Source organism: Sphingomonas aurantiaca (assembly GCF_003050705.1).
In the GTDB taxonomy this organism is placed as follows: domain Bacteria; phylum Pseudomonadota; class Alphaproteobacteria; order Sphingomonadales; family Sphingomonadaceae; genus Sphingomonas; species Sphingomonas aurantiaca.
On sequence record NZ_QAOG01000003.1, the window covers coordinates 426387 to 448894 of the forward strand.

Annotated in this window: 21 protein-coding genes; 7 read left to right on the forward strand and 14 right to left on the reverse strand. The window is 67.9% G+C overall.

What is annotated here, in order from left to right:
- Positions 1-8 precede the first annotated feature (8 nt).
- The 4 genes from C8J26_RS10930 to C8J26_RS10945 form a co-directional block, all read right to left on the reverse strand.
- Complete coding sequence (locus C8J26_RS10930; RefSeq protein ID WP_107957969.1) at positions 9-3188, reverse strand: efflux RND transporter permease subunit; 3180 nt, start codon at positions 3186-3188, stop codon at positions 9-11.
- A 154-nt stretch (positions 3189-3342) separates the two neighbouring features.
- Positions 3343-4620, reverse strand: coding sequence for an efflux RND transporter periplasmic adaptor subunit (locus C8J26_RS10935; RefSeq protein ID WP_208631375.1), 1278 nt, complete (start codon positions 4618-4620; stop codon positions 3343-3345).
- Positions 4617-5015 (reverse strand): hypothetical protein, encoded by a 399-nt coding sequence (locus C8J26_RS10940; RefSeq protein WP_056416841.1) that lies wholly within the window; start codon positions 5013-5015, stop codon positions 4617-4619. The genes C8J26_RS10935 and C8J26_RS10940 overlap by 4 nt, the downstream gene beginning before the upstream one ends.
- Positions 5016-5450: 435 nt before the next feature.
- The gene (locus C8J26_RS10945) at positions 5451-6065 is read right to left on the reverse strand and encodes a TetR/AcrR family transcriptional regulator (protein ID WP_107957971.1); all 615 of its coding nucleotides are present in this window, start codon (positions 6063-6065) and stop codon (positions 5451-5453) included.
- A 132-nt stretch (positions 6066-6197) separates the two neighbouring features.
- On the opposite strand from C8J26_RS10945, the gene C8J26_RS10950 reads away from it, so the two are divergent.
- Entirely contained in the window at positions 6198-8090 is a 1893-nt protein-coding gene (locus tag C8J26_RS10950; protein WP_107957973.1) for a gamma-glutamyltransferase family protein, read from the forward strand.
- A 69-nt stretch (positions 8091-8159) separates the two neighbouring features.
- Here C8J26_RS10950 and C8J26_RS10955 read toward each other — a convergent pair whose 3' ends face one another.
- Complete coding sequence (locus C8J26_RS10955) at positions 8160-9461, reverse strand: UDP-glucose dehydrogenase family protein (protein WP_107957975.1); 1302 nt, start codon at positions 9459-9461, stop codon at positions 8160-8162.
- A 174-nt stretch (positions 9462-9635) separates the two neighbouring features.
- Here C8J26_RS10955 and C8J26_RS10960 point away from each other — a divergent pair, with 174 nt between their 5' ends.
- Both C8J26_RS10960 and C8J26_RS10965 read left to right on the forward strand, forming a co-directional pair.
- The gene (locus C8J26_RS10960) at positions 9636-10082 is read left to right on the forward strand and encodes a phasin family protein (protein ID WP_235516908.1); all 447 of its coding nucleotides are present in this window, start codon (positions 9636-9638) and stop codon (positions 10080-10082) included.
- A 240-nt stretch (positions 10083-10322) separates the two neighbouring features.
- The gene (locus tag C8J26_RS10965; RefSeq protein WP_167398820.1) at positions 10323-10634 is read left to right on the forward strand and encodes a PilZ domain-containing protein; all 312 of its coding nucleotides are present in this window, start codon (positions 10323-10325) and stop codon (positions 10632-10634) included.
- Between the two features lie 77 nt (positions 10635-10711).
- Here the strand turns inward: C8J26_RS10965 and C8J26_RS10970 are convergent, their stop codons facing one another.
- The 9 genes from C8J26_RS10970 to C8J26_RS11015 all read right to left on the reverse strand — a co-directional run bounded on the left by C8J26_RS10970 (position 10712) and on the right by C8J26_RS11015 (position 19735).
- Entirely contained in the window at positions 10712-11626 is a 915-nt protein-coding gene (locus C8J26_RS10970) for an SDR family NAD(P)-dependent oxidoreductase (RefSeq protein ID WP_107957980.1), read from the reverse strand.
- Between the two features lie 97 nt (positions 11627-11723).
- Entirely contained in the window at positions 11724-12077 is a 354-nt protein-coding gene (locus C8J26_RS10975) for a hypothetical protein (RefSeq protein WP_056416858.1), read from the reverse strand.
- 128 nt (positions 12078-12205) lie between these two features.
- On the reverse strand, positions 12206-12898 hold the full coding sequence (phoB, locus tag C8J26_RS10980) for a phosphate regulon transcriptional regulator PhoB (RefSeq protein ID WP_055873047.1): 693 nt from the start codon (positions 12896-12898) through the stop codon (positions 12206-12208).
- 5 nt (positions 12899-12903) lie between these two features.
- On the reverse strand, positions 12904-13587 hold the full coding sequence (phoU, locus tag C8J26_RS10985) for a phosphate signaling complex protein PhoU (protein ID WP_107957982.1): 684 nt from the start codon (positions 13585-13587) through the stop codon (positions 12904-12906).
- Between the two features lie 14 nt (positions 13588-13601).
- Positions 13602-14369 (reverse strand): phosphate ABC transporter ATP-binding protein PstB, encoded by a 768-nt coding sequence (pstB, locus tag C8J26_RS10990; RefSeq protein WP_234422594.1) that lies wholly within the window; start codon positions 14367-14369, stop codon positions 13602-13604.
- A gap of 11 nt (positions 14370-14380) precedes the next feature.
- Entirely contained in the window at positions 14381-15679 is a 1299-nt protein-coding gene (gene pstA, locus C8J26_RS10995) for a phosphate ABC transporter permease PstA (protein WP_107957984.1), read from the reverse strand.
- Positions 15672-17048: a phosphate ABC transporter permease subunit PstC gene (gene pstC, locus C8J26_RS11000; protein WP_107957986.1), complete on the reverse strand. Its 1377-nt coding sequence runs from the start codon at positions 17046-17048 to the stop codon at positions 15672-15674. The genes pstA and pstC overlap by 8 nt, the downstream gene beginning before the upstream one ends.
- Before the next feature lie 355 nt (positions 17049-17403).
- A complete protein-coding gene (locus C8J26_RS11010) occupies positions 17404-18462 on the reverse strand; it encodes a substrate-binding domain-containing protein (protein WP_056416872.1) in 1059 nt (352 codons plus the stop codon).
- A gap of 46 nt (positions 18463-18508) precedes the next feature.
- Complete coding sequence (locus C8J26_RS11015) at positions 18509-19735, reverse strand: ATP-binding protein (RefSeq protein ID WP_107957988.1); 1227 nt, start codon at positions 19733-19735, stop codon at positions 18509-18511.
- Between the two features lie 189 nt (positions 19736-19924).
- Here C8J26_RS11015 and C8J26_RS11020 point away from each other — a divergent pair, with 189 nt between their 5' ends.
- From C8J26_RS11020 to C8J26_RS11035, 4 genes are read left to right on the forward strand one after another with little or no spacing between them, the layout of a single operon-like run.
- The gene (locus C8J26_RS11020) at positions 19925-20389 is read left to right on the forward strand and encodes a hypothetical protein (RefSeq protein ID WP_234422595.1); all 465 of its coding nucleotides are present in this window, start codon (positions 19925-19927) and stop codon (positions 20387-20389) included.
- Between the two features lie 4 nt (positions 20390-20393).
- On the forward strand, positions 20394-20669 hold the full coding sequence (locus C8J26_RS11025) for an HPr-rel-A system PqqD family peptide chaperone (RefSeq protein ID WP_056416880.1): 276 nt from the start codon (positions 20394-20396) through the stop codon (positions 20667-20669).
- Positions 20666-21526 (forward strand): HprK-related kinase A, encoded by an 861-nt coding sequence (locus tag C8J26_RS11030; protein WP_107957990.1) that lies wholly within the window; start codon positions 20666-20668, stop codon positions 21524-21526. Before C8J26_RS11025 ends, C8J26_RS11030 begins: the two co-directional genes overlap by 4 nt.
- Positions 21511-22500 (forward strand): nucleotidyltransferase domain-containing protein, encoded by a 990-nt coding sequence (locus C8J26_RS11035; protein WP_107957992.1) that lies wholly within the window; start codon positions 21511-21513, stop codon positions 22498-22500. The genes C8J26_RS11030 and C8J26_RS11035 overlap by 16 nt, the downstream gene beginning before the upstream one ends.
- The last annotated feature ends 8 nt before the right edge of the window (positions 22501-22508 follow it).

Here is a 22508-nt window from a genome sequence, read left to right on the forward strand (position 1 = left end):
GGCTGGTCCTATTCGGCTGGCTGAAGCGTCGGCTGGGCTACGGCAGGCTTGCGGCGTTCGAACCGCTTCGCCAGGCCGCGCGCGACGACATAGAAGGTGGGGGTGAAGAGCAGGCCGAAGCCGGTCACGCCGATCATCCCGAAGAACACCGCGGTGCCGAGCGCCTGGCGCAGTTCGGCGCCCGCCCCGTCGGCGATCACCAGCGGCACCGCGCCGAGGATGAACGCGAAGCTCGTCATCAGGATCGGCCGCAACCGGTCCTTCGCCGCGCGTACCGCCGCCTCGACCGGGGACAAGCCATCCTGTTCCTCGGCCTGCTTGGCGAACTCCACGACCAGGATCGCGTTCTTCGCAGCCAAGGCGATGAGCACGACCAGCCCGATCTGCGTCAGGACGTTGTTGTCCATGCCCCGCAGGTTCACCCCGGTCATCGCGGCGAGCAGGCACATCGGCACGATCAGGATGATCGCGAGCGGTAGCGTCAGGCTCTCATATTGCGCGGCGAGCACGAGGAAGACGAACAGCACGGCCATCCCGAAGACGAGCGCAGCGGTGCTGCCGGCGGCCTTTTGCTGGTAGGCGATGCCGGTCCAGTCATGCGCGTAGCCGGCGGGCAGCGACGCATCGGCGAGCTTTTCCATCGCGACCAGCGACTGGCCCGAGGAATAGCCCTTGGCGGTGTCGCCATCGACTTCGACCGCGGGGAACAGGTTGTAGCGGACGACGCGGTACGGGCCGGTCTTGTCGCGGAACGTCGAGACCGATCCGACCGGGACCATCTGGCCCGAGTTGGAGCGCGTCTTGAGGTTGGCGATGTCCGCGGTGGTGTTGCGGAACGGTGCGTCGGCTTGGGCTGTGACGCGGTAGGTGCGCCCTAACAGGTTGAAGTCGTTGACGAACGCCGAGCCGAGATAGACCTGCAACGCCTCGAACACGCGCTCCGGGGGGACGCCCAAGAGATTGGCCTTGGCGCGGTCGACATCGGCGAAGATGCGCGGCGTGGCGGTGTCGAAGAAGGTGTAGACCTGCGCCAGGCCCTTGGTCTGGTTCGCCTTGCCGATCAGGTCGTAGCTGGTCTTGCCGAGGTCGCCATAGCCGTGGCCGCCCTGATCCTGCACCATCAGGCGATAGCCGCCGGCCGAGCCGATGCCCTGGATCAACGGTGGCGGGACGATCAGCAGGCGCGCTTCGGTGATGTCACCGGTCGCCTTCTGCGATTCGGCCATGATGCTGGCGAGCGTGACGCCGAGCTTCTTGCGCTCGGCAAAGCTTTTGAGCGGGATGTAGGCGGCGGCCGAGTTGGGGGCGAGCGTCTGCGACGGGCCGTCAAACCCTGCGAGCATGACCGCGCCCTTGACGCCGGCGAGCGGCAGGATGCGTTTGGCGACCTTCTGCATCACTGCGTCGGTACGCTCGACCGACGAGCCGGGCGGCAGCTGGATGACAGTCAGGAAATAGCCCTGGTCCTGCGCGGGGACGAAGCCCGACGGGGTGACCATGAAGACGCCGACCGTGACCGCGATCAGCGCGGCATAGGCGATCATCATCCGGCGCGGCGCGGCGACGAGGCGCGCGGTGAGGCGGGCATAGCCCTCGCTCATCCGTTCGAACGCGCGGTTGAACGCGTCGCCCGCGCGGCGACCGGCGCGGGTCAGGCGGTTGCCCGAGCCTGCGGGGGCGGTCGGCTTGAGCAGCATTGCGGCGAGCGCCGGCGACAGCGTCAGCGAGATGAGCAGCGAGATGATCGTCGCGGTCGAGATCGTGACCGCGAACTGGCGGTAGAAGGCGCCCGAGAGGCCGGTGAGGAACACCGTCGGGATGAACACCGCGCACAGCACGAGCACGATCGCGACCAGCGCACCCGACACCTCGTCCATCGACGTGCGCGCAGCCTCCAGTGGCGAGAGCCCGTGTTCGAGGTTGCGCTCGACATTCTCGACGACGACGATCGCGTCGTCGACGACGATCCCGATCGCGAGGACGAGGCCGAACAGCGACAGGTTGTTGAGGCTGTAGCCGAACGCGGCGAGCACCGCGAAGGTGCCGATCAGCGAGACCGGGATCGCCACGATCGGGATGATCGCCGCGCGCCATTTCTGCAGGAAGACGAGGATGACGAGCACGACGAGGATCATCGCCTCGAACAGCGTGTGCTTCACCGCGTCGATCGACTGCGCGATGAACTCGGTCGGGTTGTAGATGACCTTGTATTCGAGGCCCTTGGGAAAGCGCTTCGACATGCTTTCCATCTCGGCGGTGACGGCCTGCGCCGCGCCGAGCGCGTTCGAGCCGGGACGCTGGAAGACCGCGGCGATGACGGTGGGCTTGCCGCTGAGATAGGTGTTGGCGCCGTAATCCTGCGCGCCGAGCTCGACGCGCGCGACGTCCGAGACGCGGACCTGGCGGCCTTGCGCGTCGGTGCGGATGACGACGTCGGCGAACTGCTTGGGATCGGTCAGGCGGCCTTGCGTCTCGACGTTCAATTGGAACGCGCTGTTGCCCTTGTCATAGGGTGGCTGGCCGAGCGTGCCGGCGGCGACCTGGACGTTCTGCGCGCGCAAGGCGGCGACGATCTCGCCTGCGGTGAGGTCGAGCGCGGCGGCGCGGCCGGGGTCGATCCACACGCGCATCGAATAATCGCGCGCGCCGAAAAGCTGCACGTCGCCGACACCGTCGATCCGGCTGAGGCGATCGCGGACCTGGGTCAGCGCGTAGTTGGAGATGTAGCCGCGATCGAGCGAGTTGTCGGGTGAGACGAGGTTCACGACCATCAGGAAGTCGGGCGACGTTTTCCGCGTCACGACGCCGAGCCGCTGGACGTCCTCGGGTAGCCTCGGGACCGCGACCGCGACGCGGTTCTGGACGAGCACCTGCGCGGCATCGAGGTCGGTGCCGATCTTGAAGGTGACGGTGATCGTCACCTTGCCGTCGCCGGTCGATTGCGACGACTGGTAGAGCATGTTGTCGACGCCGTTGATCTCCTGCTCGATCGGCGCGGCGACGGTTTCGGCGACCGTTTCGGCGGACGCGCCCGGATAGGTCGCGCTGACGGTGACGGTGGGGGGGACGATGTCGGGATATTGCGACACCGGTAGCGACATATAGGCGATCGCGCCGACGATCGTGATGATCACCGCGATCACGCCCGCAAAGATCGGGCGGGTGATGAAGAAGCGCGAGAAGCGCATGGGCATTTCCTCGGTAGAGGGGCACGCGACCTCGCGGACGAGACGCGCAACACCAGCCGTTCCCCGGCGGAGGCCGGGGTCCAGTTGTGCGAACCGCAGTGTTCAATCGAAACGCTATCCCACCTGGGCCCCGGCCTTCGCCGGGGAACGGTGGTTACTTGGAGAGCGTAGCTTCACCCGAGATGGGCTGGACCGAGGCCGGCGCAGCCGCCCCGGTCGCGACCGCGATCCGGCCTGCCTTCGGCGCAACCGTGGCACCCGGCATCGCCATCTGCGTGCCCTGGATGATCACCCGGTCGTTCGGCCCGATCCCCGAGCGGACGATGCGCAGGCCATCGACCACCGGCCCGAGCTCGACCGGCTTCTGGCTCACGACGTTCTTCGCATCGATCGTCAGCAGCACTTTGCGCGCCTGATCGGTCTGCACCGCGTCGTCGGGCACCAGCAGCGCCTGCCGCGTCCCCGCGCTGGCGAGACGCATGTTGCCGAACATGCCCGGCGTCAGGAAATAGCCGGGGTTCGCGATCACCGCGCGGCCACGGATCGTGCCCGAGCGCTGGTCGAGCCCGTTGTCGGTAAAGTCGAGCTTGCCCTTCCAGCGATGCTCGGTCTCGTCCTGCAACTGGATCTCGACCGCCGCCGGGGCCGCGCCGGGCTGCCGCGCGCGCTGCGTCTTGAGGTAGAGCGCCTCCGACCCGTCGAAATTAAAGTAGATCGGATCGAGCGCGTTGATCGTCGTCAGCACGGTGCCGCCGGTGCCTTCGCCGCCCGCGACCTGGTTGCCCGCATCGACGCGGCGATCGGAGATGCGCCCGCCGATGGGTGCACGAACCTGCGTGAAGCCGACGTCGAGCGCGCGTGCGCGTTCGCGCGCCTGCGCAGCGGCGAGCGCGGCGGTGGCGGCTTCGAGTTTGCCGCGTAACGCATCGACCTCACCCGCCGAGACGGCTTCGTCGGCAACCAATCGCTGCGCGCGGCCGAGGTCGTTACGCGCGAGCGACAGGGCGCTCCTCGCACTCGCGACGTTGGCGTGCGCTTCGGCCAGCGCGGCGGCGAACGGACGCGAGTCGATCGTGAAGAGTAGCTGCCCCTTGCGGACGATATCGCCGTCGTGGAAGTGGACGCCGGTGACTTCGCCCGCCACGCGCGGCCGGATCTCGACGCTGCGGCTCGGCGCGAACCGGCCGACATAATCGTCCCACTCGCTCACCTGTCGCACGAGCGGCGCGGCGACCGTGACCGATGCGGGCGGAGGCGCGGCCATCGCCGCGTCGGGATGGTCGAACAGCTTCACGCCGACCGCGCCGAGCAGCGCGACCGGCACGAGCACCATCGCGCCGCGCTGCCATGCGGGCCGTCGATGCCGGCCGGCGGGCGGCGTCGCGACGACATCGGCGTCGTTCGCGGCCGTGATCGTGGTCAGCATGTTCATGCCGCGATGCTCCGCTTTTGCTGCGCACCGACGCGCATGCCGGTCACGCTTTCGACCAGAGTCTCGATCTGCGCCTCGACGAAGCCGGCGGCGAGGAAGCCCTGGATCTCGGCCATCGGCAGCGCGAACCCGCGGCGCCAGGCGTACACCGCCAGACGGCGCAACGCCTCCAGCCGGGGATCGGCGAGCCTCGATGCGGTGCTGAGGCCGAACAGGCTGCCCATTGCGCGCGACATACGGCTGGGGCCGGCGAGGCTACGCAACGTGTCGCGCTTGGCGAGCGCGATGACGCTCCATTCCAGCGCCGAGAAACCGGTCGGGGCAGGGGCGGCGGCCGTCTGCGCGCGGCTGGTGACGGGCGAAGCGAACATGTTGTCGAGATCGAGATAGGCCATGGGAGTGTCCCCCTTTTGATTTTGGGCAAGCGCTGGCGTTCGTCGGTGGGCGGTCCATCGACGGCAGCTGGTCGCAAGGCGTGCGCGGTCGTTGCCGGCACGGGATCGTGCCGCGCTTGCCCGCTTGGATGGTTGGAGAATTGGTCCGGGCGATGAGGCCCGGTCTTGGATCTGTCTTAGGTTTGAACCGTGGTCATGGATGCGTGTCCCCGGTTGCCTCTTCCGAAGTAGGAGGAAGCTTCGATACCAGTCGGTATATAAACCTGGCGTTCATCTCGTCAACACAGTTTTGTACCGGCCGGTATTATTTATCGCGTCCGTAACGAACCGTGACTTTTTTGTCGGTGTATGGGGGAGGTGCCCGGTCGGCCGTGCCGAGGGACCTGGCGTGTCGGCCGTGCAGACGGGTCGAGCGTGTCAGCAAACCGACGGGGCTTAGCGGGTCGGCCATACCGACAGGCTGGTCTCGACGAGCTGGTTCAGCTCGGTGCACGTCGCGCCCGATCCGGCCTGGATCGAAAGGCCCTGCATGATCGCGAAGAGATACCGCATCAGCGCGTGCGATTCGAGGCCGTCGGGGAACTCGCCCGCAGCCTTGGCCTCGTCGAAACGGCGCATGAGCGCGGCCTCCGACGAGGCGCGCCGCTTGGCGACCTCGGCCTTGATCGGCTCGGCCTCCGCGCTGCACGCCACGCTGCTGATCACGCTGAGGCACCCCTTGGGATCGCAGGTGCTCATCTGCATCTGGAGCGCGCCGCGCAGCAGCCTTTCCGCTACGGCACGCGCGGTCGGCGCCTCGAGCGCCGAGGTCATATAGGCCAACTTCTCGCGCTCGTAGAGGTCGAGCGCCTTGTGGAACAGCGCCTCCTTGTTGCCGAACGCCGCGTAGAGACTGGGCTTGGTGATGCCCATCTCCGCGGTGAGCTCGGCCATCGACGCGCCCTCATAGCCATTACGCCAGAACACGCGCAGCGCACCCGCCAGCGCCACGTCGAGATCGAACTCGCGGGGGCGGCCCTTGGGGGCGGTGAGCGTGCAAAGCCTATTCATACCGTTCGGTATATAGGGATGCGGGGCCAAAGGTCCAGCGAGTAGAATGCGTTGAGATGCGCGCGATAGACCTTCGGGGTTGCCCTTCGCGTCGACGCGGGGGAGGATGCGCGGCAGTCACGGGAGTAGAGCATGCAACGTCGGACTTTCATCGCGGCTCTGCCCGCCGCCGCCCTGTTGCCGGCGATGGCGCAAGCTCAAACGGGTACGCGGGGGACGCCGGGCGCCCAAGGCGCGCAGGGGCCGGGGCAGGGCGGGGCGCCGCAGCCGGCGACCGCCGCGGAAGCGCCCTTGCCGCCGGTGTGGGAGGCCGGCCAGGATCGCTTCATCCGGCCCGACGTGCATGCGGGCGATCGGCCGGTCGGCGCGAGCTTTGCGTCGCGCACCGCGGCTTACGGCTTGAACGGCGCGGCGGGGACCGCGCATCCGCTGGCGACGCAGGCGGGGATCGACATCCTCAAGCGCGGCGGATCGGCGGTCGACGCGGCGATCGCGATCAACGCGTGCCTCGGCTTTCTCGAGCCGACGTCGAGCGGGATCGGCGGCGATGCCTATGCGATGATCTGGGATCCCAAGCTGAAGAAGGTGGTCGGACTGGCCGGGTCGGGGAAGAGCCCGCGCGGGCTGAGCCTGGAGACGGTGCGCGCGCGGGCGAAGAACGGCGCGTTGCCGGCCTTGGGGGCGCTCAGCGTCTCGGTGCCGGGGGCGGTGGATGCCTGGTGGACGATGCACCAGCGCTACGGCAAATTGCCCTGGGCCGACCTGTTCCAGCCCGCGATCGGGCATGCCGAGGCGGGCGCGCCGGTGCCCGACATCATCGCCTATTATATCCGCCGCAGCCTCGCCGCGTTCCGGCGACCGGGCAACGGGCTGGAGGAAGTGGCCAACGCGCTACGCACCTATGGCCTGGCCGACGGCAAGGGGCCCGCGCTGGGGCAGGTGTTCCGCAATCCCGATCTGGCGCGGACCTATCGTGCGATCGCCGCGGGTGGCCGCGATGCGTTTTACCAGGGCGATCTGGCGCGGACGGTCGACCGGTATTTCAAGCGGATCGGCGGCTGGCTGCGCTACGAGGACCTTGCCGCGCATCGGTCCGAATGGATCGAGCCCAACCGCACCGACTATCGCGGGACGACGGTGCATGCGCTCGGCGCGAACACGCAAGGACTGGCGACCTTGCAGATGCTCAACATCCTCGAGCGCTTCGACCTGAAGGGGGCGGGGTTCCAGTCGGCGCTGTCGATCCACCTGCAGGCGGAGGCCAAGCGGTTGGCCTATGAGGATCGCGCGCGCTATTATGCCGATCCGCATTTCGCCACGCAGCCGGTCGAGTGGCTCATCTCGAAGGAGTATGCGGCCGAGCGCGCGAAGCTGATCCGGCCGGACCGGATCTTGACGCCGGTCTATCCCGGGCAGGCGCCGAGCCGCGGCGACACCACCTATTTCAGCTGTGCCGACAAGGACGGGCTGATGGTGTCGATGATCCAGTCCAATTTCCGCGGCATGGGATCGGGGCTGGTCGCGGATGGCTTAGGCTTCATGTTCCAGGATCGCGGGCAGTTGTTCAGCCTGAAGGACGGGCATCCCAACATCTATGCGCCGGGCAAGCGGCCGTTCCAGACGATCATCCCGGGCTTTGCGACGCGGGGGCGCGATCCGTGGATGAGCTTCGGCGTGATGGGCGGCGACATGCAGCCGCAGGGGCAGACGCAGATCATCGTCAACCGCGTCGATTACGGGCTCGAGATCCAGTCGGCGGGGGATTCGCCTCGCTGGCATCATGAGGGTTCGTCGCAGTCGATGGGCGAGGATTCGCCCGGGCTGGGCGCGACCGGGCTGTTGCGGCTGGAGAGCGGCGTACCGCTTGCGACTCGGCATAGGCTGGCCGAGATCGGCTGGACGATCGGTGATCCCGATGGCGGGTTCGGCCGCTACGAATGCGTCGAGCACCGGATGGATGGGCCCACGCGCGTTTATGCGGCGGCCAGCGAGATGCGAGCGGATGGGTGCGCGCTGGCGTATTGAGCGCGTCGCCGCCCCTGCGCCGTCACCCCGGACCTGATCGGGGGCGACGGCGCAGCGGTGGGGCCGGCCTTAGCGGCCGACGGCGGTGTAGGTGAACCCGGCCTGCTCGACGTCGGCGCGCTGATAGACGTTGCGCAGATCGACCATGATCGGGCCGGCCATCAGCCCCTTGAGCCGCGGCAGATCGAGCGCGCGGTACGCATCCCACTCGGTCACGATCACGACCGCGTCGGCGCCTTCGGCCGCGTCGTATGCGTCGGTGCAATAGACCAGATCGGGCATCATCGCCTTGGCCGGGCCCATGCCCTCCGGATCGTGCGTTCGCACCGTGACGCCCGCATCGGCGAGCGCGGTCGCGATCGCGAGGCTCGGCGCGTCGCGCATATCGTCGGTGTTCGGCTTGAACGTCAGGCCGAGCAACGCGACGGTCTTGCCGCGGGGGGTGTCGCCGAGTGCGTGCAGGACCTTGCGGCCCATCGCGCGCTTGCGGCTATCGTTCACCTTCACCACCGCTTCGACGATGTGGACCGGGGTCTGGTAGTCCTCCGCGGTCTTCAACAGCGCCAGCGTGTCCTTGGGGAAGCACGAGCCGCCATAGCCGGGGCCGGCATGGAGGAACTTCTTGCCGATGCGGTTGTCGAGGCCGATCCCGCGCGACACGTCGCGAACGTCGGCGCCGACCGCCTCGCACAGGTCCGCAATCTCGTTGATGAAGGTGATCTTGGTCGCGAGGAACGCGTTCGCGGCATATTTGATCAGCTCGGACGTGCGGCGGCTGGTGAACAGGATCGGCGATTCGCCGAGGTACAGCGGCCGATAGACGTCGCGCATCACCTGGCGCGCGCGATCGTCGTCGGTGCCGATGACGATCCGGTCGGGGCGCTTGAAATCGCCGATCGCGGCGCCCTCGCGCAGGAATTCGGGGTTGGAGACGACCGCGACGTCGATGTCCGGACGCTTTTCGCGCAGGATCGCCTCGACCCGGTCGCCGGTGCCAACGGGGACGGTCGACTTGGTCACCACCACGGTCGGGCCGGTGATGGCAGCGGCGATTTCCTCGGTCGCGGCAAAGACATAGCGCAGATCGGCATGACCGTCGCCGCGCCGCGAGGGCGTGCCGACCGCGATGAAGATCGCATCCGCGCCCGCGACCGCGCTGGCGAGATCGGTGGTGAAGGTGAGGCGGCCCGCCGCGACGTTCGAGGCGACGAGCAGGTCGAGCCCGGGCTCGAAGATCGGCATGCGGCCCGCGTGGAGCGCGTCGATCTTGGCCTGGTCCATGTCGACGCAGCAGACGTCATGTCCGAAGTCGGAGAAGCACGCGCCGGACACCAGACCGACATAGCCCGAACCGATCATTGTGATGCGCATAGTCAAAGTCCCTCGAAACCCGCGCTCCCTATTGGGTCAAAATCGGGGGCATGCAAGCGACCCGCGGGGAAGTTGTAAGGACCGGGGCCCCGGGCAGCGCCGCACCCGCGCAACCAAATGGTACCGCGCCGGTTGAACTGGGATCAACATCCTTCACCGCAGAGGAGCGATAGCATGGCAGAGGATATCAAGAGCGCGATCGACAAGGGTGCGGAGCAGAGCAAGGCGGCGACGGACCGCGCCGCGAGCGCCGCCAAGGATGCGACTGACAGGATGCGGCAGGGCGCCGAGCAGGCGCGCGATGCCTTTACCGAGAAGGTCGTCGATCCGGCCAAGCGCGCGGGCGAAGCGATGAAGGAAACCGGCGGCAAGATCGCCGAGGGCGGCGCGACGATCGGCAAGACGATGATCGACCAGGCCGAGCAGAATGCGCGCGAGGCGTTCGCGGCGATGCGCGAGGCGGCCAGCGCAAAGGACCTGACGCAGGTCATGAAGATCCAGGGCGATTACCTGCGTGAGCAGAGCCAGCGCAGCATGACCCAGGCGCGCGAGATCGGCGAGATGATCATGCGTTTCGGCAAGGACGCGGTCGCGCCGCTGCGGGGCGACGGCCCGAAATGACCGGAGCGCCTGCCGAATGGGGTCACTAGGCCCGCGTCAGGCAATGGGTGGAGCGACGTACGGACGAGCAAGAACGCCGTCGCTCCAGTCCCTAGACGGAGCCGATCGACCGCAACCTTGACGCCCCGCGGAATAGTATTGCGCTGCACGGCCGAGCTTGCGATTAGCACCTCGAGCGTAACGATCGAGTGACTGATGGACCGGGCCGTTCCCTTATCGCGCGCGACGCGAACGAGTGTCATGTTGAGGGCGGACATATTTCGCCTGAACCGCACCGGCGCCGAAAGCCACCGGGTCACGAATATCTCCGAGACGGGGCTTTGCATCGTGCAGGCCGAGGCGCTCGAAGTCGGCAGCGCCGTGGTCGTGGCGATCGGGCAGATCGCACCGGTCGCCGCTGACGTGGTCTGGGTGCGCGGCGGGCTTGCCGGATTGCGGTTCCACAAACCGATCGATGTCGCGCAGGCGCGGCTGCGCCGCGGCGCCGGCGATGTCGTCACGCCACCGGCAGCGGGATGGCTCGCCGAGTTGAACGATCCCTACGCGAAATAGCGGCATCGCCGCGCGCCAGTCCGCCATCCCGACCGGCGCGTCGTGGCCGGGATGACGGTGTAGATAGCCGCGTCTGGTTACCGGCCCTGGAGCTTGGTCAGGATGGTCATCGACTGTTCCGACCCCGATTGAGGGACGATCTCACCCGCGCGGTCGATGATCGAGTCCCAATGTGCCGCGACGCCTTCCGCCGACAGGTCGTCGCCGGTCAGCAGCGCGCCCTGCGTCAGCGTCACATAGGCCGCCTGGAACACGCCGGCGCCTGCGCCGACGATCATGTTGGTGGGCGCGTCCTCCGAGACGAGGAACACTGCCGCGGGCGCGACCTTGTCGGGGGAGAAGGCCTTGAACGCCTCTTCGGGGAAGATATCCTGCGTCATCCGCGTGCCCGCGGTCGGGGCGATCGTGTTGACCCGGATGTTGTTTTTTGCGCCCTCGATCGCGAGCGTCTTGGTCAGCCCCGCAAGGCCGAGCTTGGCGGCGCCGTAATTCGCCTGGCCGAAATTGCCATAGAGACCGGTCGACGATGCGGTCATCAGGATGCGGCCGTAATTCTGCGCGCGCATCGTTTCCCACACCGCCTTGGTAGCGTTGGCCGAGCCGTTGAGATGGACGTCGACGACGAACTTGAAGTCGGCGGGCTCCATCTTGGCAAAGCTCTTGTCGCGCAGGACGCCGGCATTGTTGATGAGGATATGGACGCCGCCCCAGGCTTCTGAGGCCTTTGCGACCATCTCGACCATCTGGTCATAGTCGGTGACGCTGCCGCCGTTCGACATCGCGGTGCCGCCCGCAGCCTCGATTTCCTCGACGACCTTCAGCGCTGCGTCGGAATGGCCGGTGCCGTCGCGCGAACCGCCGAGATCGTTGACGACCACCTTTGCGCCACGACGGGCGAGCTCGAGCGCATATTCGCGGCCGAGACCGCCGCCAGCGCCGGTGACGATCGCCACCTTGCCGTCAAAGCGAATGGACCCAAAGTTTCCGGACATGGAAAAGGCGCTCCTCTCTTATCGTTGGAGCGCCTTTCCTAGAACGTAAAGCTGGCCGTGCAAGCGGCGGATCGTCCGCCGCCTGCCTGGCTGTCAGTTACTTGCCGCCGCGGTTACGGCAGCCGTCCTTGACCGTCTTCGAGCATACCGGATACTCGGCGGGTGCCGGGGTCGGCGGCGTCACAGTCGGCTGACCGAAGGTGACGCGACCTGCGCCTGCCATCGGTGCGCCGGCCATCGGTGCGGCGGGGGCTGCTGCCGGATCGGCCGGTGCGGCCATTGCCGGATCGGCGGGTGCTGCGGGATCCGCGGGGGCGGCCTGGTCCGCCGGTGCCGTCTGCATCGCGGGATCGGCCGGCGCGGTCTGCGCGGCGGGGTCGGCCGGCGGCGTCGTCTGGGCGATCACGGGCGACGCGAGAAGAGCGGCGGCGGCGAGAAGGATGGACTTCATAGGAATCTCCTAAATGGGTGCACCATTTTGGTAGCGCGCCATCTCAACGCACTAAGTCGCGCTTGGGTCCTTCGTTTCGCATCCGATTCCATTCGCCCCGCCGCCAGCCCCGTATCGGGACAGAGTCGTCAGCCCCCCGTATCGAGCGAATAGCCGGCCGAACGGACGGTGCGGATGATGTCGGGACGCTCGCCGACGTTGATCGCCTTGCGCAGCCGACGGATATGGACGTCGACGGTGCGGCTCTCGATGTCGCTGTCATGGCCCCACACCGCGTCGAGCAGCCGCTCGCGCGAGAACACCCAGCCGGGATGTTCGAGGAAATGCTTGAGCAGCCGGAATTCGGTCGGTCCGAGCGAGACGACTTCGCCCGAGCGGCGGACCTTGTGGCCGACCGTGTCCATCTCGATGTCGGCATAGCTGAGCGCTTCGCCGGCAAGCGCGGGGCGCACGCGGCGAAGGACCGCGCCGACGCGGGCGACCAGCTCGCGCGGCGAGAAGGGCTTGGTGACGTAATCGTCAGCGCCGGTTTCGAGCCCGCGAACGCGGTCCTCTTCCTCGCCCCGCGCGGTGAGCATGATGATCGGCACGTTCTGCGTCTCGGGGGCGCGACGCAGGCGGCGGCACACCTCGATCCCCGACAGCCCCTCGACCATCCAGTCGAGCAGGACGATGTCGGGCACCTTCTCCTTGGCGAGCAGCAACGCTTCCTCGCCGTCGGGGGTGTGCGCGATCTCGAAATCCTCGCGCTTGAAATGCCAGACCAGCAGTTCGGCGAGCGCGGCGTCGTCCTCGACGAGCAGCATCTTTGCACGGGCCATGTCGATTACTCCTGCAGACCGCCGCGGTCGCGGTCGGTCATCTGCGTGCCGGTGGCGGCGAAATAGACCATCTCGGCGACGTTGGTGGCGTGATCGCCGATCCGCTCGAGATTCTTGGCGACGAACAACAGATGCGCGACCTGGCTGATCGTCTTCGGATTCTCGACCATGTAGGTGACGAGCGTCCGGAAGATGCTGTCGTAGAAATCGTCGAGCGCGGCGTCGCTTTCGACGACGCGCACCGCTTCCGCCGAATCGCGCTTGGCGAACGCGTCGAGTACATCGTGGACCATCTCGCTCGCCATCCGGCCCATCGCGGGCAGGATCGAGATCGGCTCGATCCGGTGCTCGCCATCGATCATCGGCACGCGCTTGGCGATGTTCTTGGCGTAATCGCCGATCCGCTCGACGACGCCTGCGATCTTCAGTGCGGCGACGACTTCGCGCAGGTCGACCGCCATCGGCGCGCGCAGCGCGATGATCCGGACCGCAAGCCGCTCGACCTCCGCCTCGATCATGTCGATCTGCTTGTCGGCGGCGCGCACCTGCTCGGCGAGCGCGATGTCGTTGCGTTGCAGCGCCTGCATCGCCTTGTCGATCGCGTCCTCGGCGAGCCCGCCCATCTGCGAGATCAACCCGCGCAGCTCGCCGATATCGTTGTCGAAGGCCTTGACCGTATGCGTGTTCATGCGTGGTCCTCCACTCAGCCGTACCGGCCGGTGATGTAATCCTTGGTCCGCTCTTCGCGGGGATTGGTGAAGATGTCGGAGGTGTTGCCGTATTCGACGAGCGTGCCGAGATGGAAGAACGCGGTCTTCTGGCTGACGCGCGCGGCCTGCTGCATGTTGTGCGTGACGATCACCATCGCATAGCGGCCGCGCAGTTCGTGGATCAGCTCCTCGATCTTGGCGGTCGCGATCGGATCGAGCGCGCTGCACGGTTCGTCCATCAGGATGACCTCGGGGTCGACCGCGATCGCTCGGGCGATGCACAGCCGCTGCTGCTGCCCGCCCGACAGCGCGGTGCCGCTGTCGCTCAGCCGGTCCTTGACCTCGTCCCACAGCCCGGCGCGGCGCAGCGACTTCTCGACGATCCGGTCGAGATCCGCCTTCGCGCCCGCCAGCCCGTGGATGCGCGGGCCGTAAGCGACGTTCTCGTAGATCGATTTGGGGAAGGGGTTCGGCTTCTGGAACACCATGCCGACGCGGGCGCGCAGCTGCACCACATCCATGTCGGGCGAATAGATGTCCTGGCCGTCGAGCTTGATCTCGCCGGTCACGCGCGCGCTGGCGACGGTGTCGTTCATGCGGTTGAGCGTGCGCAGGAAGGTCGACTTGCCGCAGCCCGAGGGGCCGATGAACGCGACGACCTCGTCCTGGTCGACGTCGATCGACACGTCGTTGATCGCGATCTTGCTGCCATAGGCGACGGAGACGTTGCGCGCCGTCATCTTCAGGACGGGGGCTTTCATGGGTTTTGGCATCACCAGCGGGTCTCGAATCGGTTGCGGAGGTAGATCGCGACGCCGTTCATCGCGAGCAGGAAGACGAGCAGGACGATGATCGCGGCGGATGTCTTTTCGACGAAGCCGCGGCTGACCTGATCGGACCACAGGAAGATCTGGACGGGCAGCACGGTCGCCGGATCGTTCAGGCCCGATGGGGGCGCCGCGATGAACGCGCGCATGCCGATCATCAGCAACGGCGCGGTCTCGCCCAGCGCGCGCGCCATGCCGATGATCGTCCCCGTGAGGATACCGGGCAAGGCGAGCGGCAGGACGTGGTGGAACACGACCTGGACGGGCGACGCGCCGATGCCGAGCGCGGCGTCGCGGATCGACGGCGGCACGCTTTTGATCGCGTTGCGGCCGGCGATGACGATCACCGGCATCGTCATCAGCGCCAGCGTCAGGCCGCCGACGATCGGCGCCGAGCGCGGCATGCCGAACGTGCCCAGGAATACCGCGAGGCCCAGCAGCCCGAAGATGATCGAGGGGACCGCGGCGAGGTTGTTGATCGACACCTCGATCAGGTCGGTCCAGCGGTTCTTGGGCGCATATTCCTCAAGATACAGCGCGGACAGCACGCCGATCGGGAAGGCGAGCAGCAGCGTGACGACCATCGTCAGCAGCGATCCCTTGAACGCGCCCCAGATCCCCACGCGCGTGGCGTCGGTCGAGTCCGCCGCGGTCAGGAAGCCGGCGTTGAAGCCGCGCGTCAGAACGCCCTTCGCCTTCAACCGCGCGACGACGGCCTCTGCATCGCGCGTGCCGTTGCCCTTGGCGGCGACGTCGATCGGGCTGGAGACGGGGACGTCGAACACCGTCTTGCGCTGGAGCAGCGACGGATCGGCCTTGATCGCGTCGCGGACCACCGCCCAGGCGCCGTCGGAGAGAAGTTCGTTGCCGTCCTTGCCGAACGCCTTGGTGGCGGCGAGGTCGACGGTGCCTTCGAGACCTGCGCCCGCGAGCGCGAGATCGGCACCGCGGCCGGCGAGGCGGGCGGGCTCGACCGGCAGCTTGGCGGCGGCGAGATCGACGGGCAGCGACACGCGCGTCTCGACGAAGCCGCTCGCGCCTTGGCTCACCATCGAGAACAGCAGATAGGCGAGGAACGCCGCGGACAGCCATACGGCGGCGAGCCCGGCGAAGCGGAAGCGGCGCTCCGACGCATAGCGGCGGCGGATCCGCGACTGCATCGCCTGCGTCGTCCAGTCGGTCGGCACGCGGCGCACGGGTTCCGCATTGGACACGGGGATCTGGGGCACGAGCGTGTCACTCATAGGCTTCGCGGTACCGTTTGACGACGCGCAGCGCGACGATGTTGAGAAGGAGCGTGACCACGAACAATGTCAGGCCCAGCGCGAACGCGGCGAGCGTCTTGGGGCTGTCGAACTCGGCCTCGCCGGTCAGCAGGTCGACGATCTGCTTGGTGACGGTGGTGGTGCTGGCGAACGGGTTGAGCGTGAGCGTGGCGACTCCGCTCGCGGCCATGACGACGATCATCGTCTCGCCGATCGCGCGCGATACGGCGAGCAGCACGCCGCCGACGACGCCGGGCAGCGCGGCGGGCAGCAGCACGCGGCGGATCGTCTCGGATTGAGTCGCGCCCATCGCCAGGCTGCCATCGCGCATCGACGAGGGGACCGCGGCGATCGAATCGTCCGCCATCGACGAAACGAACGGGATGATCATGATCCCCATTACGAGCCCGGCGGCCAGCGCGCTCTCGGACGAGGCCCAGCTGATCCCGATCGACACCGCGACGTCGCGCACCGCGGGGGCGACGGTGAGCGCGGCGAAATAGCCGTAGACGACGGTCGGCACACCCGCGAGCATCTCGAGGATCGGCTTCATCCATTTGCGCGTCGTCGGGGCGGCATATTGGGTGAGGTAGATCGCGCTCATCAGGCCGAACGGGATCGCGACGATCATGGCGATCACCGCGCCGATGAAGAACGTTCCCCAGAACAGCGGCACCGCGCCGAGCGACGCGCCGGGATCGCGCGCATCAATCACCTGCGGGCTCCAGTGCGTGCCGAACAGGAAATCGGCGATCGGCACGACCGAGAAGAACCGCGCCGATTCGTACAGCAGCGAGGCGACGATGCCGACCGTGGTCAGGATCGCGATCAGCGAGGCGCCAAGCAGCAGCAGCATGACGACGCGCTCGATCTGCGTGCGGGCGCCGAAGCCGGGTCTGACGCGGGTGAACGCGAACGCGCCGCCGGCGAACGCGAGCAGCAACGCGAGCGCGCTCGCAATCCAGTCGTAGCGCGACTGCGCGGCGGCGTAAGCGGGGGCCAGCGTCTGCGCGAGCCCGTGGAACGCGCCGAAGCTGCGGCCTTCGGCGAGACTGCGCGCCTCCGACAGGATCGACGCGCGATCGAAGCCCGGCGCGGGGAGCTGCATCGCGGCGGGCGTGGCGAGCACGGCGTCCGTGACGAGCGCGGGCGCGGTCATCGACCAGATCACGAGGAAGACGAGCGGCGGGATCACCGTCCACAGCGCGACGTACCAGCCGTGGTGCGAGGGCAGCGAACTGAACCGCGCGGTGCTGCCGGCGCGGAAGCGCGTGGCGCGGACGCGCGCGGTGAGCCAGCCGATCAGGCCGAGACCGAGGACGAGAAAGAGGAGGGCGATGGCTGACATTACAGGTCCCGCCCGCTCTGATGCTTGATCTGGATATGCGTGACCGCGTCTGCCGCGACCGCTGCTACCCCGCCAGCCGCCACTCCGCCGCCCGCCACGCGGCCAGCCGCCACCCCGGCGGAGGCCGGGGCCCAGGTGGGAAGGTCGGGGTAACGGTGCGCAGCCTTAGCCAAGGTAACGGTGCCCAACTGGACCCCGGCCTTCGCCGGGGTGGTGGCTTTGAGATATGAGATCGCCATCCAGCTTCCGTTCCCCCGCGGACGCGGGGGCCCAGCTAAGGCCGGGTTGCTTGCGTGGCTCCTGGGCCCCCGCTTTCGCGGGGGAACTAGAAAGACGAGAGGGGCGGGGGAACGCATCACTTCAGCACCGCCGGATCGAGCACCGTCTCGTTCGCGATGATCGCGGCCGAGCGCGCCTGGATGGCGGTGGGGGCGGCGATCAGGCCGCGCTTTACCAGCGGTCCGGTCATGCCCCAGTTTGCCGCGTAAAGCTTCAGCAGGTTGCGCAGGCCTGGGATCGCGGTCAGGTGCGCCTTCTTCACGTAGATATACAGCGGCCGGGACCCGGGATACGCATTGTCCGCGATCGTCGCATAGGTCGGGGCGACACCCGAGATCGACACGCCGTTCACGTCGTCCTTATTCTCTTCGAGATAGCTGTAGCCGAACACACCGATCGCATTGGGATTGGACTGGAGTTTCTGGACGATCAGATTGTCGTTCTCGCCCGCATCGACATACACCCCGTCCTCGCGGACGCGCGTGCACAGCGCCTTGTGCGCGTCGGGATCGGACGTCGCGAGCGGCTTGGCGGTCGGATCGCTCGCCTCGCAGCCCTTGGTCAGGATCAGCTCGGCGAGCGCGTCGCGCGTGCCGCTCGTAGCGGGTGGCCCGTAGACCTGGATCGGCACCGCGGGCAGCGCCGGATTGACGTCGCGCCAGACGCGCGCGGTATTGGTCTTGCCGCCGGGACTGGCGGCGAGCGCCTTGTAGAGATCGGTTGGCGTCAGCTGCATCTTGGGGCCGTTCTTCGCCTCCGCGAACGCGATGCCGTCGATCCCGACCTGGATTTCCATGACGTCGTGCACGCCGTTGGCGGCGCAGCTCTTATACTCGCTCGCCTTCATCCGGCGCGAGGCGTCCTCGATATCGGGATGCGCGGCGCCGATCCCGGCGCAGAACAGCTTCATCCCAGCGCCGGTGCCGGTCGATTCGATCACCGGCGCCTTGGCGTCGGGATCGTTGGCGACGAGCTGTTCGGCGATCATCGTCGTGAACGGATAGACGGTCGACGATCCGACCGCGGTGATCTGGTCGCGCGAGCCCGCACCGCCGCCATTCGCCTGATCGACGCACGCGGCAAGGGCCCCCATCAGGCCGAGAAGAACAAACCGCTGCACCAGAATCCCCGTCATGCACCGGCCTTAGCGGTACTAAAGACGCTCCTGTGTGACAGTTGGGTTACCCTTTTATGACACCGCCCTTGGGCGTCGCGCTGCTGGGCGGCAGGATGACCGAAACGGTGGTGCCGACGCCGACCTGGCTGACGATATCGAGCCGTCCGCGATGGCGCTCGACGATATGCTTGACGATCGCGAGCCCCAACCCGGTGCCGCCCAGCGACCGGCTGCGCCCGGCATCGGCGCGGTAGAAGCGTTCGGTCAGCCGCGGAATGTGCACCGCGGCGATCCCGTCGCCCTCGTCGCGAATCGACAGGCGGATCATGCCCGCATCGTCGCGCTTCAACGCGATCGTCACCGGCGTGCCCGCACGGCCATATTTCATCGCGTTGCCGATGAGGTTGTGGAGCATCTGCGACAGCTGGACGCGGTCGCCCGACACCGTTGCCAGGTTCGGGGCGATCGTCGCGACCAGATCCTGGCCTCGATCGCCCGCCGCATCGGCGAGCTCCTCGCGCGTGTCCTCGACGAGCTGCGCAAGATCGACCGCCTGGTCGGGCAGGCGGAATTTCTCCGCCTCGATCCGGCTCAGCGAGATCAGGTCCTCGACAAGCCGCTGCATCCGCCGCGCCTCGTCGTCCATGACTTTCAGGAACCGCGCGCGGACCTCGGCATCCTCGCCCGCCTCGTCGCGCAGCGTTTCGATGAAGCCGAGGATCGACGCGAGCGGCGTGCGCAGCTCATGGCTGGCATTGGCGACGAAATCGATCCGCATCCGCTCGGCGGCATAGTTGCCGGTCTGGTCGACGAGATAGACGATGCGCTGCCCCTCCGACGTCTCGCTGAGCAGCATCTCCCAGCGCTGGTCGCGCGTGCCCAGGCCGACGAGTTCGATCGGTCGCTCGCCGTCGATCGGTCCCGGCGTCCCCAGCCGCTCGGCGGCGGCGGGGTGGCGGATCGCCACGCGCGCGTCCTCGCCCAGGATGTGCGTGCCGAGCAACGTCCGGGCGGCGCGGTTGGCGAGCACCACGCGGCCGTCCTGCACCAGCATCACCGGCGCGACGATCGCATCGAGCACATCGTCGAGCACCGACGGAGTCATCGCGGTGGATTCGTCGGGCGCCGCCGTCTCGTCGCCGGTGCCGGCCGCGACCAGCGCTGCGGCGATCCCGCCGACGACCGCGACGATCGCGCCCTGGATGTCGTGCGTGATCGCGAACACCGCGATCGCGGCGACGATGACGACGACGATCGCCCAGAAGGTGCGCAGGCCAAATCCGGAAAGCATCTCGGTCTCCTGGGACGGAAATGGCGTCCACCCGGCCGCCTTACAGCGATCGGATGCAATCCGGTATTCCCCGTCGTGTCGCTGCGCACCGCCACTGCTCGCCACGACCGTCCTGCTTCGGCACGATCGGCGGGGCTATATTGTCAGCGCTTCAGGATTGTGAAAGGGCTGTGGTCTAGCAGGGGTAGCATGAGCGACGATACGCGATCCGATCAGGACCCGATTCCCGAAGCTGGCCCAGATACTGGCTCGGCTGCTGGCCCAGCCACGGGTGACTCGGCTGGCACGCCGACGCGGCGCCGGGTGCTGGCGCTTGGCGCGGTGACGGCGGGGGCGGTCGTGTCGATCCGCCCTGCGCTCGCGCAGACCGTCGGGTCGGTGCTGAACTGCGAGATCCCGGTCCCCGATCCGAGCCGCGCGGGCAGCTATATCGATCCGGACGGCAAGACCGTGCCCGCAAGGACGAAGGGCGCCTTCCCGCCATCGCCCCGCGCGTTCAAGGGCGAGGAGGTGAAGCGGGCGATGGCCAATGGCAGCACGTTGCCGGGCACCGATTCGCAGCGCAGCCGGGCGTACGTCAATTATATCCGCCGGTTGCAGCGCGGTCAGGGCGGCTTCACCTGTTTCGCATCGTTGCAGATGCCGCGCGGCTGACGCCGTGCCCGATGCGCTCTACCGCGGTCCGCCCGAGGACGGGCTGCTGATCGCGCCGCTCGACGCGTTCACCGCAGTCTACCACCGGGCATCGGGCATTACGCATCTGTTGACCGAGCCCGCGCCGCAGATCCTGGCGATCCTGCAGGAGAGGGCGCTGTCGCTCGACTCGCTGCTCGACCGGCTCGAGCGGGACTATGACTTGGCCGATGGCACGCGCGAGGCGCTGGCGGCGCGGCTCGACGAGCTGGTCGAGGCCGGGCTCGTCGCGCGCCTATGAGGCACGCCTTCTCCGTCCGCATCGGCCCGATCGGCTTTCGCATCGGCTCGGACTGGCGCGCGCCGATCGCCACGCTCGAGACGCTGTACCGCAACTATCCCGGCCCGCGCGACGGCGTCGCCGACTTCACCGTCCGGCTGTTCGCGCGGCGGCCGTGGCGGCGGTTCGTTCGGCCCTCGGTCGAGATCGGTGGCGACTACATGCTGCCTGAAGCCGCGCCGCTGCCGTTGCGCCAGGGGCTGCTGGCCGCCGAAATGGCGATGAACCTGCAGATGGCGCTGGGCGTGCGGCGCTATCTGCTGCTGCATGCGTCGGCGGTCGAGCGCGATGGCCATGCGGTGCTGATGACGGGGATTTCGGGAGCGGGGAAGTCGACGCTGGCGACGCTGCTCGCCGCCAGGGGCTGGCGGTTCATGGGGGACGAGTTCGCGCTGCTCGATCCGGCGACCGGGTTGGTTCACGCGTTTCCCCGGCTGATCAGCCTGAAGAACGAGGGGATCGCGGCGGCCGAGGCGGCGTGGCCCGCGGCGCGGATGGGGCCGCTGCTACGCGCGACGCCAAAGGGCGATATCCGCCACATGGTGCCCGACGCGCGGGCGATCGCGACGATGGACACGCCCGCCACGCCCGCATTGCTGGTGTTTCCGCGCTATGGTTTTGCCGCCGAGACCCGACCGGTGCCGCCGGCCGAGGCGTTCGTCCGGATGACGCAGGCCTCGACCAATTACGTCGCGCTCGGCGAAGCGGGGTTTCGTGGGCTGACCGGGCTGATCGCGCAGGTTCCGTCGGTCGCGATCGATTATCCCGATGGGGCGAGCGCGATCGCGCAGGTCGAAGCCTTATGGTCCGCGTTGTGAAGGACGCGCGGGTACTGGCGCGCGCGCTCGCCGATCCTGCGAGCATCGCCGGGCTTGATGCGGATGGCTGGACCGCGTTGCTGGCGATGGCGCGCGCGGAGCAGCTGATCGGCACGCTGGCGATGCGGGTCGACGGCTTGGCGATGCCGGCGGCGGTGAAGGCCATTCTCGACGACGCCCGCGAGGCCGCCGAGCATGGGCGCCGCGCGGCGCTGTGGGAGGCTGAGATGGCGCGGCGCGCACTGGCCGCGGTCGACTGCCCCGTCGTCCTGCTGAAGGGCACCGCGTTCGTCGCGGCGGGGCTGTCGGCGGGGCAGGGGCGCTCGATCGGCGATCTCGATATCCTGGTGCCGCGCGAGTCGATCGACACGGTCGAGGCGGCGTTGCTGGCGGCGGGGTGGGAATGGGTGAAGCCCGACCCGTATGACGACGCCTATTATCGACGCTGGATGCACGAACTGCCGCCGCTGATCCACCGCGAGCGCGACCGGATGATCGACGTCCATCACACGATCCTGCCGCTGACCGCGCGGATCACACCCGATCCGGTGGCGCTGATCGACGATAGCGTTACGCTGGAGAACGCGCTGCGGACGCTGTCGCCGAACGGGATGCTGATCCATGCTGCGGCGCATCTTTTCGCGGATGGCGATCTGGCGGGCGGCTTGCGCAACCTCTGGGACATACGCTGTCTGGTTGAGGAGTTCGGCACCGATGGGCTTGCCGCGGATGCGGGGCGGCACGGGCTGTCCGCGCAGGTGGCGCGGTCGCTGCGGATCGTCGATGCGCTGTTCGGTGCTGGCGAGGCGACGGGTATCGACCGGCTCTACGTTCGCCGCGTCACTGCGCGCGATGGCTGGGGCAGGCCGACGCGACCGGTTACCCGTCTGGCCTTCTATATCCGCTCGCACTGGCTGCGGATGCCGCCGGCGATGCTCGCGCGGCATCTCTGGACCAAGTTCCGCAAGGCCTAAAATACGTG

Excerpts from the sequence above, each read along its gene's own strand:
- C8J26_RS10930 (WP_107957969.1), bottom strand. The coding sequence starts at position 3,188 with ATGCGCTTCTCGCGCTTCTTCATCACCCGCCCGATCTTTGCGGGCGTG.
- C8J26_RS10935 (WP_208631375.1), bottom strand. The coding sequence starts at position 4,620 with ATGAACATGCTGACCACGATCACGGCCGCGAACGACGCCGATGTCGTC.
- C8J26_RS10940 (WP_056416841.1), bottom strand. The coding sequence starts at position 5,015 with ATGGCCTATCTCGATCTCGACAACATGTTCGCTTCGCCCGTCACCAGC.
- C8J26_RS10945 (WP_107957971.1), bottom strand. The coding sequence starts at position 6,065 with ATGAATAGGCTTTGCACGCTCACCGCCCCCAAGGGCCGCCCCCGCGAG.
- C8J26_RS10950 (WP_107957973.1), top strand. The coding sequence starts at position 6,198 with ATGCAACGTCGGACTTTCATCGCGGCTCTGCCCGCCGCCGCCCTGTTG.
- C8J26_RS10955 (WP_107957975.1), bottom strand. The coding sequence starts at position 9,461 with ATGCGCATCACAATGATCGGTTCGGGCTATGTCGGTCTGGTGTCCGGC.
- C8J26_RS10960 (WP_235516908.1), top strand. The coding sequence starts at position 9,636 with ATGGCAGAGGATATCAAGAGCGCGATCGACAAGGGTGCGGAGCAGAGC.
- C8J26_RS10965 (WP_167398820.1), top strand. The coding sequence starts at position 10,323 with ATGTTGAGGGCGGACATATTTCGCCTGAACCGCACCGGCGCCGAAAGC.
- C8J26_RS10970 (WP_107957980.1), bottom strand. The coding sequence starts at position 11,626 with ATGTCCGGAAACTTTGGGTCCATTCGCTTTGACGGCAAGGTGGCGATC.
- C8J26_RS10975 (WP_056416858.1), bottom strand. The coding sequence starts at position 12,077 with ATGAAGTCCATCCTTCTCGCCGCCGCCGCTCTTCTCGCGTCGCCCGTG.
- phoB (WP_055873047.1), bottom strand. The coding sequence starts at position 12,898 with ATGGCCCGTGCAAAGATGCTGCTCGTCGAGGACGACGCCGCGCTCGCC.
- phoU (WP_107957982.1), bottom strand. The coding sequence starts at position 13,587 with ATGAACACGCATACGGTCAAGGCCTTCGACAACGATATCGGCGAGCTG.
- pstB (WP_234422594.1), bottom strand. The coding sequence starts at position 14,369 with ATGAAAGCCCCCGTCCTGAAGATGACGGCGCGCAACGTCTCCGTCGCC.
- pstA (WP_107957984.1), bottom strand. The coding sequence starts at position 15,679 with ATGAGTGACACGCTCGTGCCCCAGATCCCCGTGTCCAATGCGGAACCC.
- pstC (WP_107957986.1), bottom strand. The coding sequence starts at position 17,048 with ATGTCAGCCATCGCCCTCCTCTTTCTCGTCCTCGGTCTCGGCCTGATC.
- C8J26_RS11010 (WP_056416872.1), bottom strand. The coding sequence starts at position 18,462 with ATGACGGGGATTCTGGTGCAGCGGTTTGTTCTTCTCGGCCTGATGGGG.
- C8J26_RS11015 (WP_107957988.1), bottom strand. The coding sequence starts at position 19,735 with ATGCTTTCCGGATTTGGCCTGCGCACCTTCTGGGCGATCGTCGTCGTC.
- C8J26_RS11020 (WP_234422595.1), top strand. The coding sequence starts at position 19,925 with ATGAGCGACGATACGCGATCCGATCAGGACCCGATTCCCGAAGCTGGC.
- C8J26_RS11030 (WP_107957990.1), top strand. The coding sequence starts at position 20,666 with ATGAGGCACGCCTTCTCCGTCCGCATCGGCCCGATCGGCTTTCGCATC.
- C8J26_RS11035 (WP_107957992.1), top strand. The coding sequence starts at position 21,511 with ATGGTCCGCGTTGTGAAGGACGCGCGGGTACTGGCGCGCGCGCTCGCC.